Genomic DNA, 12787 nt, shown 5'->3' with positions numbered 1-12787 from the left:
GCCTCGCGCAGCCACATTCGAAAGATATCGGCGAATCGATCGTCGAAGGAGGCTGTGCGTGCACACCACCTGACTGTGCACGCACAAACGTGCGTGCAGTCGAGGCCGTGCCGCGGCTACTTCGGCGGGGTGTCCGTCTCGGCGGCGCTGCGGCGCCAGTCCCGCGGCGTCATCCCGAACGCCTCACGGAACCGCCGGGAGAAGTGGGCGGCGTCGCGGAAGCCGACGGCACCGGCCACGGCGCCGATGGACCGGTGCGCGTAGCCCCGGTCGATCAGCATGTCACGGGCCCGGAACAGCCGTTGCTCGATGATCCACTGCTCGAGGCTGACCCCCGACTGCGCGCACACCTTGTACAGGTGCCGCACGGAGATGTTGTTGGCGGCCGCGATCGCGGGGATCTTCAGGTCCGAGTCGGACAGGTGGGTCCGCACGTACCCGAGGATCTGCTCGATCATCAGCTGATCCGGGATGGCGCCGCCGTCACCCGGCCCGCGCCCGGCGGCCGAGATCAGCAGCGCCCGAACCATTTCCATGCACGACTCGCCCAGCGAGGCGGCGGCCGGGTCGGTTTCGAGCTGGTCGGCGATCCTGACCAGGTGCTGGATCTGGGCGGTCACCATCGGGTACAGCGGCGACGCGGCCAGCCGCCCGTGCGCCGCGACGACCAGTTCCGGCGAGATGCCGAGGCGTTCCCTCGACAGCTGCAGGCACAGCGTGCCGCCGAGACCGTGCCAGCCGGAAGCGAAGGTGGTGGCCAGGTCGATCACCTCGCAGGCGCCCGGCTCGATCAGCGTCTGGGCGCCGAACTGTTCGTGCCTGCGGACCTGTCCGTGCTGCACGGTCACCGTCAGGGTGTCGCTGGGGGTGGATTGCTCGTGCCGCCTGGTGCGCCAGACCTGGTGCCCGGACACCTCCGAGCGGGTGAGCGCGATCGGTCCGAGCAGCCAGGACTGGTGCCGGCTCACCACCTCGGCCGGCGCGTCCCACATCTGCAGGTTCGCGCCGAGGTCGGCTTCCTGCAGGATCGCGGTGACGGCCTCCCGCCGGTCGGTCGGCGCGAAATAGTCGGAGTCGATCAGCACTGCCATTGACGATCTCCACTTCGAGTTCTCGTCGGCGGTGGAGTCCCTCCCGTCGCCGACCGCTACGCGTTTGGGGTGGAGGCGATTCGGGCAAAAGGTGATTGCCTGGGGCCTGTTGTCGGCGATGGTAGCGCGCCACGGCCCCGCCCGGAACCCGTTTCGTCCGGGTTCGGCGCCGGCTTCACCGACCCGCCGTGGCGTGTTCCCGTGCCGCGCCGGGCCGGAGCGCGAGAATCCGGCGCTCGGTATCGGTCGCTGTCGCAACCCATTCCGGCCGCACAGCGGCGTAGGTGCACACGTCGTGCCACCGCCCCTGGGTGCGGTACAGCTGCCGCAGCCGCGCCTCCGGTGTCAAGCCCACTCCCGCCATCACCGTGTCCATCACCGGATGATCGTGCCGGTGCCCGGCCCAGACCCGGTGGATGCCGAGCGGGCCGAAGGCGAATGCCGCCAGGAGCCTGCCCGCCTCGATGCCGCCCGCTCGCAGCGCCCCCTCCGGAACCACGACCAGGCCGCCGATCATCGCGTTGCTGCCGTAGTCCTCGACCAGCAGGCTGATGGTGCCGACCATGGTGTCCGCACCGGGTGCCGTGATCGCCAGCGTGTATTTGCGGCGCGGGCTCTCGCCCTTGGCACGCAGGGCCGCGTCGAACGCCGCCGCGGCCGCCCGGACGCCCATGCTGTCGGCGCCCATGAATCGGGTCAGCTGCGGATCGGTGAAGATCCGCTGGTAGACGCCGAGATCGTCGGCACGCAGATCGCGCAACCGCAGCCGCTTGCCGTCCAGTTCCACCTCGCGCAGGTCGATGGTCATCGGACTTCCTCCATCGCCAGCTCCAGTTCCGGCGAGAAGCTGATCGCGGGGATGAGCTGGTCGAGGTCCACGTAGGTGCGCCCCGACGGGATCAGCTCGCCGAGCAGGATCCGGCGTGCGGTATCCGCCACCAGGGCGCCACCGAGCATCACCCCGGACGCGAGTTGCGGCCAGCTCGACAGGCTGCGGCCGATCTCCCCGATCGCGACCCGCATCGCCGGACTCAGTCGCGGCTCGTCGACCACGTCCAGCAGCAGCGACAGTTGCTCGCGGCGGTTCATCCGCGCGACCTCGGACGCGGTGACCCCGCCGGAGCGGCCGTGGAACAGCGGGCGCCGGGGTTCGAGATCGAAGCGTTCCACATCCAGCATGCCGCGATCGTTGGTGTCCATCAGCACCGGGATCTCCCGGCTGCGCGCGTACTCACGCGCGGCGACCTTCGCCCACACCGTGTCGCACTCCTCGACCAGCAGGTCCAGCGACCCGCTGCCGTCCACGCCGTCGAAGAACGGCCCGATCGAGTCCTCGGTCAAACCGTCGGTGAACACCTCGATGTCCAGATACGGGTCGAACTCGAACATCTGGCGCGCCGCCAGCACCGCCTTGGACACGCCGAGATCACCGACCCCCGCCCGCAGGCGGTTCAGGTTCGACAGCCCGACGGTGTCGAAGTCGGCCAAGCGGAACGAACCGCCGACGCCTTCCATCGCCAGTGTCACCGCCGCGCTGTTGCCCACCGACAGCCCGATCACCCCGATCCGGCACCCGCGCAGATCCCGTTGCCGCGCGCGGTCGATCTTGTCGCGATTCCGATCGGCCCGCACCCGCTCGAAGGCCGCGCGCGGCAGCACATGCACCAGCTGCCCGGTCCACGGGTAGAACACCCAGGTTCCCCACCGCCACAACGGAATCTCGCCACAGATCCGGCGCCGCCACGCGCCCAGGGTGTCCGGCGTGTGCGCGAATGCCGGGTCGGCGCACCGGATCAGCTCGTCGAGTTGCTCGTCGATCGTGTCGTGCACCGCGTGGACAGCGCCCGAGGCCGCCAGCGATTCCAGGTCGCGTAACCCTTCCTCGCTCGACGCATCGAGCAGCACGGGACGGAATGGCGAGATCGCAGGGCCGGGCGTGAGTACCGCCGGACGCGGAACCGAGCGATGCCGAACCATGGGTGCACAAACCTCCGACACTCGAGGCGAACGAAAACCCGCTCGCCGCTGTCAATCAGGACGAGCAGAGGATACATACAGCACACCTCCAGCAAACTGACCTTCGGTCCACCGGCATGGCGCGGCTCGACCAGAGGCACACTGCGACGATGGCGGATCGGATCGACAGCCGGAGTCGATCGAATCGCGCACTTATGCGCACTCTCGCAATAATCCCGCAAGCACCGGTCGCACGTCGCCACCCGCCGGGCTCCGCGCTTCCCCGGGTTCGACGCCGCGAGGGCGCGCGGGCCCCGGCTTTCGAACCGACGAGTAGCGTCGTCATCCGCTACATTCGTCGAGTCCATCGGTTCGGAATCGGAAGTTGGTACGCCCCATGGTCTCCGCGTCGGAGTTGGCAGCGCTGGCCCGCCAGGCCGAAATCGACGGCACCGCACCGCGAGTCGGTGTCATCATCGATCGCGGCGGACAGGTCCTACTCCTGGAGCGCGACGACACAGGTCCGGTCAAGGTCCCGCTGAAACTGCCGGGGGCCACCGTCAGGGCCGGCGAAACCCTCGCCGAGGCGGTCGCTCGCGGAGTGCGCGAGGAAACGGGACTGGTCGTCACCGGAATCCGCTACCACGTCGGGGATTTCGACTACCTGTCCCCCGACGCGCATCCCGTGCGGCGCCTGCATTTCGCCGTGGACGTGGCGGCGTTCGAGCCGATCCAGCTCACCGCCCACGCGCGGTACGCCTGGACGCCGCTCGACGGCCCGCTCCCGGTGACATCCTCCATCCGCGGCATCCTCGGCGCGTACCGCGATCTCGTCCACCACTGACTCACGCACGAGCACAACACCTTTCGGGGGCGCGACGGCCACCCGCCGCGCCGCCGGAGCGACTGTTGCCGGTACCCCTGCCACCGGATACCATTTCAGTGTCGGTGTACAAGTGTTCACTCAAACGAGAGGCAGGGCGGACGATGAGGTCCCGTCACACGGAATCGTTCAGTGCGTGGCGTGAGCAGGTACGGGAGGACTGGCTCACGGTCGCCGAATTCGCCCAGGAGGCGCGCGCCGTCGCCGGAGTCCGCGGACGAGGCATCGGCCGACTCGCCGAGGGCCTCCGTCGCGACGTGACCGCCGAGGCCCTGGCGTTCGCCGACGACCTCGCCGACCTCGCCGACGCCGCGCTACGGGCACGCACCGACGGCCGCAAGTCCCGGCTGGCCGGCTTCTTCGGACACCGTGCGCGCTCGCGCCGTTGGCGCTGAGGCGGCGCTAGCCCGCGACGATCTCCAGCGGAACCGCGTTGCGCAGGGTGTGTCCGACGGGCGAGCTGGCGGCCACCCGGGCATGCAGATCGGCGAGCTGCTCCGGGGTGGCGTCGGCGTCGAGTCGCACCGTCGCCACGATCTTCTCGAAACCGGCGTGCCCCTGTGCCAGACCGAGAAAGACGTGCAGGTCGAGGTCGCCTTTCAGATCGATGCGGAGGTCCTTCAGCTCGATCCCCGCCAGTGTGGCATTGGCCGCGTAACCGACCGCCAGGCAATTGCCCAGCGCACCCAGCAACTGCTCGACCGGGTTGGGCGCGGTGTCGCCACCGCCCAGCGTGCGCGGCTCGTCCGACGGGATCGCGGCGAAGGACCGTACCCGCGCCGCCGAGGCGAACGCGCCGTTCCACGTCACGTGCGCGCCCCAGGTGGTCCTGGCCTTGCCGGGATCCTGCCGGATCGCCTCGACCAGCCCGCCCACCGCCTCGAGGTCGACAGCGTTGAGGGTGCTCCGGGTTTCGATCGTCATGACAGGGTCTCCCTCGCGATAGGTGCCGAATCTCCCACGGCACCCAGTCTGGGACGAGTGACCACCGATGAACACCTTTCGGCGCGGCCTGCGCCGAAGCTCATCCGCGGCCCGAGCACCCCGGCGTCCGCCACCGCTCCTCGGGGTCACATCGCGGGCAGCCGCTCGCCCTGGACGACCTCGATGTCGAGTTCGATCTTGACGGTGGTGCCGACGGCGGCCACTCCCGCACGCACGACCGCGCTGTAGTCGATCGCGAAATCGTTGCGGTGCAACAGGGTTTCGGCGTGGAACGCCGCGCGTACGCCGCCCCACGGATCCGGCCCGCAGCCACCGTAGGTCACCGCGAGTTCGATCGGGCGACGCTGTCCGTGCAGCGTCAGCTCGCCCGGCATCACCCAGGTGTCGGCACCGGTGCGGCGGAACCCGAGACCGGTGAAGGCGATCGTCGGATAGGCGGCGACATCGAGGAACTCCGGCGACCGCAGATGATCGTCACGCATCGCGATCCCGGTGTCGATACCGGCCGCCTGGATCTCCGCGTGCCCCGTCGATCGCTCGAACTGCTCGGCGATCTCGAGCCGCCCGCTCACCTGTGCGAATCGGGCCTTGATACTCGCGATGCCCAGGTGCCGCGCGGTGGCGATCACCGTCGAGTGCGCCGGATCGATGGTCCACGGCCCCGGCGGCGGCGAGGTGACCGCGCCCGCCTCGGGCACCAGCACCACCTCACCGACCGCACCCGATCCGGCCGCGGAGATCTGTGCGATCCGCGCCACCGGTTCGAACCCGATCGCGGTGAGCACGGCGGTGTGCGTCCCGGCGGCCAGGGGTTCGGTCCGCACCGTGCCGGTCTCGTCGGCGACCGCGCGGGCGATCTGACGGCCGGACATGTCGGTCACGGTCAGCACCGCGTTCGGCACCGGCCAGCCCTCCGCGGTACGGACCCGGCCGGTCAACCCGCTCATCAGCGATCCTCGGGCTCGTAGCCGAGCCGCACGTCATGGGCGACCTCGGCCCCGGCCACGGTCACCTGATCGGTCACGGGCGGGTAGCCGCGGGCGATCACGGTGTACCGACCCTCGAGCAGGTCGGGCACGACGTAGCGGCCGTTCTCATCGGTGCGGACGGTCGCGGTCACGTCGCCCGCGGCGTCGAGCACGCTCACCAGGGCGTCGGGCACGGCCCTGCCGTCCTCGGCGCGCGCGGATCCGGTCAGGACCGTCATCGCGGACAACGTGATGTCGTGGCGGAGCACACCGCTGTCGGGCACCGTCAAGGTGACCGCGCTCGGGCGCATGTGCTCGGCGGCCGCGACCAAGGTGTAGACACCCGAGACCACGCTCCCGCACGTGTACGCGCCGTCGCCGCCCGTGACGGCCGCGCCGACCACCTCACCGCGCAGGTCGGTCAAAGTGATGGTCGCGCCCGGCAACGGCGCACCGTCGCGGGCGGCGCGAACGACACCCGACAACTCGCCGGAACCCACCAGGGTGAGATCCACGCGCTGGGGCCGGGTACCGACCGACACGTTGACCGCGGTCGGCTGGTAACCCATCGCCGACACGATCAGGACATGGCTCCCGGTCGTCGGCGCGCTGATCGCGTAGCCACCGTCGGCCGCACTGCTCGCCCGCGCGACCTGGCGGCCGGCCGGATCGATCAAGGTCAGCACCGCGTCCGGGAGCACCTGGCCGTTTTCGCGGCGCACGTGACCGTCCACCGTCCCGCCGCCATCACTGCCGGACCCGACGGCCGTCAGCGCGCCCCGCGCCGGGACCGCGGCCCGATGACCGTTCTGTTCGAGCGTCGCATGCCGCCCGGCCGGTACCGGTTCCGCTTCGGACAGCACGCGCTCTGCGCCTTCCCAGACCCGCTCGCCGTCCCGGCTCGACGCCGTGAGGGCGGCGAGCTCGGCGTCCAGCGCGTCGGGCGAAGCACCCTGCGCCGCGGACTCTTTCGTGGTCGGGTCGAGCTTCGGATCGAGGTCGATCGTGGTGCGCAGCGGGCGGTTCGGCAGCAGCGCGGTCGCCAGGAGCGCGACGACGGCCGCACCGGCTGCGATGAGGAAGATCCGTCCGGTCGCGTCACCGTAGGCGGCGCGCAGGACCGTGACGATCGGGGCGGGCAGGGCGTGCAGATTCAGATTGGTGCCGCCGGCGGAACCGGTGGTCACGCCGAGCTCGGCGAAGCCTCGCGCCGACAGCTCGCCCACCCGGGTGGCCAGCACCGAGCCCAGCACGGAGACGCCGATCGCGCCGCCGAACGTGCGGAAGAAGGCGACACTGCTGGACGCGGCGCCGATGTTGTGCACGCTCACCGTGTTCTGCACGGCCAGCACGAGGTTCTGCATCATCATGCCGACGCCGAGCCCGACCACGGCGATGTAGATGCCCACCAGCCACAGATCGGTGGCGTGGTCGATGGTGGCGAGCAAGCCGAAGCCGACCACCAGCAGCGCGCCGCCGGTGACCACGAAGGACTTCCACTTGCCGAACCGGGTGATCAGCTGTCCCGAACCGGTCGACGCGACGAGCATACCGAGGACCAGCGGAATGGTCAGCACGCCCGCCATCGTCGGCGAGTAGCCGCGCGCGGTCTGGAAGTACTGGCCGAGGAAGGTGGTCGAGCCGAACATGCCGACACCGACCGCGATCGAGGCGATGATCGCCAGCCCGGTGGTGCGCTCGGTGACGATCGAGAGCGGGATGATCGGCGACTTGACCCGCGATTCGACCACCACGGTCGCGAGCAGCAGCAGCACACCGGTGCCGACGTACCAGGCGGATTCGCGGGAGAACCAGTCGTAGTAGTCCGCCTTACCGGCGAACGACACCCAGACCAGCAGCACCGACACGCCCGCGGTCAGGAGCGCGGCGCCGAACCAGTCGATCGACACCCCCTGCTTGCGTTCGGTGGGCAACCGCAGGGTCCGTTGCAGCAGCACCAGGGCGATGACCGCCAGCGGCACGCAGACGAAGAAGCACCAGCGCCAGCCGAGCGGGCTGTCGACGATGACGCCGCCGAGGATGGGTCCGCCCGACATCGACACCGCCATCACGGCGCCCATGTAGCCGGAATAGCGGCCGCGTTCCCGCGGCGAGACGATGGAGCCGATGATCGCGACGACGAGCGCGGTCAAGCCGCCCATGCCGATGCCCTGGACGACGCGGGCCGCCAGCAGCACCGGCACGTTGTTCGCGAATCCCGCGATCACCGACCCGATGACGAAGATGACGATGGCCGACTGCACCAGCAGCTTCTTGTTGAACAGATCGGCGAACTTCCCCCAGATCGGGGTGGACGCGGCATTGGCCAGCAGCGCCGTGGTGATGACCCAGGCGTACGCGGTCTGCGATCCCTCCAGGTCGCCGATGATCGTCGGCAGCGCGGTCGACACGATCGTGGTGCTGAGCAGCGCCGTGAACAGCGCCGCCAGCAGCCCCGTCATCGCCTCGAGGACCTGCCGATGCGTCATCGGTGCCGGGGCACCCCGAGTCTCCGTCCCGACTGAACTAGACATCCACTTCCTGACTTTCTGTCGAAACCGGTCGGCGCTCCCCCACGGCGGTGTGGTGCGGAGCGGCCGCCAGTGAATTCCTGAGCTTCTGCACGACCGCGGTGGCCTGCTGCGCTTCGGTCTCGGTCCACTCGGCCAGCGCGGCGCGCAGTCCGCGGGCCCGGGACTCCCGGACGCGCAGCAGCAGATCGCGGCCCTGATCGGTGATCCGGATGAGCGTGACCCGGCCGTCGAGCGGATCGGCGTGGCGGGCGATGTTGCCCGAGTTCACCAGTTCGGCGACGTGCCTGCTCAGGGTCGATTGACTGATGCACAGGTCCGCGGCGAGGTCCACCTGCCGCGATGGTCCCCGGGCCTCGAGCGAACCGAGCACGCCCACGCCGCCGGGGAGCATTTCCCCTTCGTCCGGATGCGAGAGCGCGGCACGGATCGCGCGGCCCATGTAGTAGAGCTCCCTGATCAGGCCCTGAGCCGTATCGGGTGACACTGCCATGCCGCCTCCCAGCACGAATAGTTGCTTGCGCTAACCAACCATAAAACACTTATTTGTACTATGCAACTAAATGTCCCCGGTGCGGGGTCTCGGCACCGCGCGGGATTCGGGGGATACTGCTCTTTCAACCCCTCGACCGGGCACTTCGACACCCCGGAGGACCGTCATGGCCACAGCGATATCCGCCCCGCCGACGATTCCGGTCGCGCAGGGCACCGAAGGCGGGGGCGCCGCGCTCGATCAGGTCGCGCTCATGACCGGTGCGGCCGCGGTGGTCGGCGCGGTGCTGCTGTGGGTGGCCTACCTGCATCGGACCCGGCGGATCACCTGGCTGGCACGGCTGGCCGACTTCAGCGGCCGCGTCATGAACCGTCCCGGCTGGGTGGCGCTCCCGATCGCGATGTTCCTCGCGACCATCCTGACCGCGTTTCTCGGCTTCATCTGGGACGTGAGCCTGCACGTCGGCAAGGGCCGCGACGCCGGACCACTGGCCAATCCGGCGCACTACTTCATCCTGGTCGGCCTGTTCTTCCTCTTCATGGCCGGCATGCTGGCCGTCATCCTGCCGCTCGACGAGAAGCCGGGCAGGGCCGCGGTGAAAATCACCCGCGACTGGTACGCCCCGGTGGGCGGGATCCTGATCGCCGGCGCCGGCTTGTACGCGCTGATCGGTTTCCCGCTCGACGACATCTGGCATCGGCTGTTCGGCCAGGACGTCACCCTCTGGGGACCCACGCACCTCATGCTCATCGGTGGCGCGGGCCTGTCGCTGGTCGGCGTGCTGCTGCTCGAGCTCGAAGGCCGGTACAACCGGCCCGATCCCGAGCGCACCGACGGCCGTGTGCTGTGGGCGGTGCAGGCGTTCGCCTTCGGCGGCCTGGTGATCGGGCTGTCGGTGTTCGGGGTCGAGTTCGACTTCGGCGTCGAGCAGTTCCGGCTGGTGCTGCAGCCGATGCTGATCGTCTTCGCCGCGACGATCGCCCTGATCTCGGCGCGGCTCACGCTCGGCCCGCTCAGCACCCTGCTGCTGGTGGCTTTCGCCTTCGGTGTGCGTGGCGTCGTCGCGGTCCTGGTCGGCACCGGATTCGAGGCACCGCGCAATGTGTTCCCGCTCTATCTCGGTGCCGCGATCGTGGTCGAACTGCTGGCCCTCGTGCCGCTGATCCGCCGACCGCTGTGGTGGGGCGCGCTCGCCGGGCTCGGGGTGGCCACGGTGGGCATCTGGCTGGAATCGCTGTGGATCGAGCGCGTGTTCGTCAATCCGTGGGTCGCCGGGATGTGGCCCGAACTGCTCGCGATGGCGGTGCCGGTCGGCGTGGCGGGCGGGGTGATCGGCGCGATGCTCGGCACCGTCCTGCGCGGCGAGGCACTGCCGCGACCCGCGGTGCGACGGGGACTCGTGGTCGCGGCGGTGGTCATCGCGGCCGCGGCGACCGCGAACGGCTTGATCATCCGGGTGCCGGAGAACGCTTCGGCGACCGTCGTGCTCACCGACGCCGCACCCGCCCAGGGCGGACGGATGGTCACCGCCGACATCCGGCTCTCGCCCGCGGATCTGGTCGGCGCCGATCCGGAATGGGTGGAGATCCTGTCCTGGCAGGGCGGTATCGGCGACGGCAGTCCCGGCCACGGCCTCGTCGTGGACGAACTGCGCCGCGTCGGCGACGACCATTTCGTGTCCACCGGCCCGGTGCCCGTGCACGGCACCTGGAAAACGGTGTTGCGCCTGCAGGACGGGCGCATGCAGGCCGCACTGCCGATCTTCATGCCGCTCGATCCCGGTATCGGTGCCGCCGAGGTCCCCGCGCCCGGGAGTTTCACGCGGCCGTTCGTCGCGGAGATCACGGTCCTGCAGCGCGAGCGGTCCTTCGATCATCCGTCCTGGCTGATCTGCCTCGCCGGTCTGGTGGTGCTGGCGTGCAGCCTGGCCCTGATCGCGGCGATGGCATGGGGTGCCGCGCGCGTCAACGATCGCTATCTGGCGGCGGGCAGCACACCGGAACACAAGGCGACGGTCGAACCGTGATTCGCCGGGAGCACGTCGACGTTCTCGCCGACCACTCCGCGCTGCTGGCGATTCCGGCGTTCCTGCCCGCCGTGGCACTGGTCGGGCTGGTGCTGTTCATCGCCCTGCGTGACCGGCGCGCCGAGCGGCGCGAGAACGACTCCGCCCGAACAGAACCCGAGCGCACCGAGGAGAACCCGTGACCATTCGTCGACGTCGGCTGGGTTCGGTCACGGTCGCCGCGGGCGCACTGCTGGTGGGCTGCGCGTCGGGCGAGCCGGCCACCGCCCCCGTGACCACACCCCTCACGATCGACATCCGGATCGCGAACGGCGAAGTGTCCCCGGCCAATACGCGCACCGACGCCCAGGTCGGGCAGCACATCGTGGTGCGCGTCGACAGCGACGCCGCCGACGAACTGCACGTCCACTCCGCTCCCCCACACACCTTTCCCGTCGCCGCGGCCGCGGGCCAGGAATTCGGTTTCACCGTGGCGGTGCCCGGCCAGGTGGACGTCGAACTCCACCATCTCGGGCGGACGGTGACGACGCTGCTGGTCCGCCCGTGATTCCGCTCGCCCACGGCCTCAACGGCGCCGAGGACCTGCCGATCCCGCTCAGTTACGCGCTGGTCGGCGCGGCGTGGGCGCTGACCGCCTCGTTCGCCGTGTTGTTCCTGGCCTGGCGTCGGCCACGTCTCGATCCCGCATCTCCGGGATTCCCGCTGCCGGAACCAATGCGCCGGATGATCGATGCTCCCGCGACGCGGATCGGTCTCGCCACGGCGAGCCTGATGGTCACGGTCGGTGTGCTCGTCATCGCGGTGTTCGGTTCCCCTGACCCGGCCCGGAATCCGGTGCCGGGCGTGCTGTACATCGGCGTCTGGGTCGGGGTGATGGTGGCGTCCTTGCTGATCGGACCGGTCTGGAAGGTCCTCTCACCGGCCAGGGCGATCCATCGCTGCGCCTGCCTGCTGTTGCGGCGCGCCCCTGCCCACGGTTTCCTGCGCTATCGCGAGGAATGGGGACACCTCCCCGCCGCCGCGGGCCTGTTCTCGTTCGTGTGGCTGGAATTGGCCTGGCGCGCACCGGGATCGGTGAGCTCGGTGCTGACGTGGCTGATCGGCTATCTGGTCGTGACCTCGATCGGGCTCGTGGTGTTCGGCACCGTCTGGGCGGAGCGGGCCGATCCGCTCGAGGTGTACAGCACGCTGCTGGCGCACCTGAGTCCCTACGGGCGCGACCGAACCGGCCTGCCGGTCCTGCGGATGCCGCTGAACAATCTCGCGGGAACGCCGGCACTCGCCGGATCCGTGGCGGTCGCGGCGACACTGCTCGGATCCACTGCCTTCGACAGCTTCTCGTCCTTTCCCCGCTGGCGCGAACTGGTCGACGATCTCGCGCCGGTCGTCGACGCGACGCTGGTCCGCACGGCGGGCCTGCTGGTCTTCATCGGGGTCGTGGGCGGGCTGTTCACCGCCGCCGCGCGGGCCACCGGTGGTGTCTCCCCCGCCGAGCGTGCGCTGCTGCCACGGCGGCTGGCACACAGCCTCACTCCGATCGTGGCGGGCTATCTGATCGCCCACTACCTCACGTTTCTCGTCGAGAAGGGCCAGGCGACGGTGCTGCTGTTCGCGGACCCGCTCGACCGCGGCTGGAATGTCGCGGGCCTGGCCGATCGCGACGTGGCCTACGTGCTGTCGAGTCACCCGGGTGTGCTCGCCACCTGCAAGGTGCTCGCCGTCCTCCTCGGCCACGTCCTCGGCGTCGCCGCCGCCCACGACCGCTGCCTGCTCCTCCTCCCACCACGTCACCGCCTGACCGGCCAGCTGGCCTTGATGCTGACCATGGTCGGCTTCACCTTCACCGGGCTGTATCTGCTGTTCGGTGGCTGACCGGGGCGCGATCGTCCGCAGC

At 69.9% G+C, this 12787-nt stretch carries 13 protein-coding genes and 1 pseudogene; 6 read left to right on the top strand and 8 right to left on the bottom strand.

Annotated features, from left to right (window positions below; genetic code table 11):
• Window positions 1-116 precede the first annotated feature (116 nt).
• From AB0H56_RS23005 to AB0H56_RS22995, 3 genes are all read right to left on the bottom strand, one after another.
• Window positions 117-1091 (bottom strand): AraC family transcriptional regulator, encoded by a 975-nt coding sequence (locus AB0H56_RS23005; protein ID WP_357166790.1) that lies wholly within the window; start codon window positions 1089-1091, stop codon window positions 117-119.
• 175 nt (window positions 1092-1266) lie between these two features.
• The gene (locus tag AB0H56_RS23000; protein WP_357166787.1) at window positions 1267-1899 is read right to left on the bottom strand and encodes a GNAT family protein; all 633 of its coding nucleotides are present in this window, start codon (window positions 1897-1899) and stop codon (window positions 1267-1269) included.
• Entirely contained in the window at window positions 1896-2996 is a 1101-nt protein-coding gene (locus AB0H56_RS22995; protein WP_357166784.1) for a ThiF family adenylyltransferase, read from the bottom strand. The genes AB0H56_RS23000 and AB0H56_RS22995 overlap by 4 nt, the downstream gene beginning before the upstream one ends.
• 448 nt (window positions 2997-3444) lie before the next feature.
• On the opposite strand from AB0H56_RS22995, the gene AB0H56_RS22990 reads away from it, so the two are divergent.
• Together AB0H56_RS22990 and AB0H56_RS22985 are read left to right on the top strand one after the other, a co-directional pair.
• The gene (locus AB0H56_RS22990; protein ID WP_357166781.1) at window positions 3445-3891 is read left to right on the top strand and encodes an NUDIX hydrolase; all 447 of its coding nucleotides are present in this window, start codon (window positions 3445-3447) and stop codon (window positions 3889-3891) included.
• A gap of 143 nt (window positions 3892-4034) precedes the next feature.
• Complete coding sequence (locus tag AB0H56_RS22985; protein WP_357166778.1) at window positions 4035-4325, top strand: hypothetical protein; 291 nt, start codon at window positions 4035-4037, stop codon at window positions 4323-4325.
• A 7-nt stretch (window positions 4326-4332) separates the two neighbouring features.
• On the opposite strand, the gene AB0H56_RS22980 is transcribed toward AB0H56_RS22985, so the two are convergent.
• From AB0H56_RS22980 to AB0H56_RS22960, 5 genes and pseudogenes are all read right to left on the bottom strand, one after another.
• On the bottom strand, window positions 4333-4854 hold the full coding sequence (locus AB0H56_RS22980) for an OsmC family protein (protein WP_357166775.1): 522 nt from the start codon (window positions 4852-4854) through the stop codon (window positions 4333-4335).
• Window positions 4855-5000: 146 nt separating this feature from the next.
• Window positions 5001-5822, bottom strand: a complete 822-nt coding sequence (locus tag AB0H56_RS22975; RefSeq protein ID WP_357166772.1) for a YceI family protein — start codon at window positions 5820-5822, stop codon at window positions 5001-5003.
• The gene (locus AB0H56_RS22970; protein WP_357167143.1) at window positions 5822-6577 is read right to left on the bottom strand and encodes a carboxypeptidase-like regulatory domain-containing protein; all 756 of its coding nucleotides are present in this window, start codon (window positions 6575-6577) and stop codon (window positions 5822-5824) included. Before AB0H56_RS22970 ends, AB0H56_RS22975 begins: the two co-directional genes overlap by 1 nt.
• A gap of 243 nt (window positions 6578-6820) precedes the next feature.
• Window positions 6821-8332, bottom strand: a pseudogene (locus tag AB0H56_RS22965) (MDR family MFS transporter); the annotation flags it as partial.
• A 37-nt stretch (window positions 8333-8369) separates the two neighbouring features.
• Window positions 8370-8867, bottom strand: a complete 498-nt coding sequence (locus AB0H56_RS22960) for a MarR family winged helix-turn-helix transcriptional regulator (protein WP_357166769.1) — start codon at window positions 8865-8867, stop codon at window positions 8370-8372.
• Window positions 8868-9033: 166 nt separating this feature from the next.
• Between AB0H56_RS22960 and AB0H56_RS22955 the strand changes: the two genes are divergently transcribed.
• Genes AB0H56_RS22955 through AB0H56_RS22940 form a run of 4 tightly spaced genes read left to right on the top strand, consistent with a single transcriptional unit; the run spans window position 9034 to window position 12765 of the window.
• Complete coding sequence (locus AB0H56_RS22955) at window positions 9034-10893, top strand: hypothetical protein (protein WP_357166766.1); 1860 nt, start codon at window positions 9034-9036, stop codon at window positions 10891-10893.
• Window positions 10893-11075, top strand: coding sequence for a hypothetical protein (locus tag AB0H56_RS22950; RefSeq protein WP_357167141.1), 183 nt, complete (start codon window positions 10893-10895; stop codon window positions 11073-11075). Before AB0H56_RS22955 ends, AB0H56_RS22950 begins: the two co-directional genes overlap by 1 nt.
• Complete coding sequence (locus AB0H56_RS22945) at window positions 11072-11440, top strand: hypothetical protein (protein ID WP_357166764.1); 369 nt, start codon at window positions 11072-11074, stop codon at window positions 11438-11440. Before AB0H56_RS22950 ends, AB0H56_RS22945 begins: the two co-directional genes overlap by 4 nt.
• Window positions 11437-12765 carry a hypothetical protein gene (locus tag AB0H56_RS22940; RefSeq protein ID WP_357166761.1) on the top strand — a complete coding sequence of 443 codons (1329 nt, stop codon included), beginning with the start codon at window positions 11437-11439 and terminating at the stop codon, window positions 12763-12765. The genes AB0H56_RS22945 and AB0H56_RS22940 overlap by 4 nt, the downstream gene beginning before the upstream one ends.
• Window positions 12766-12787 lie beyond the last annotated feature (22 nt).

It is taken from the genome of Nocardia sp. NPDC050717 (genome assembly GCF_040654275.1).
GTDB lineage: Bacteria > Actinomycetota > Actinomycetes > Mycobacteriales > Mycobacteriaceae > Nocardia.
Note: the sequence above shows the minus strand (reverse complement) of the source record. Positions and strands in the feature narration are given on the sequence as shown.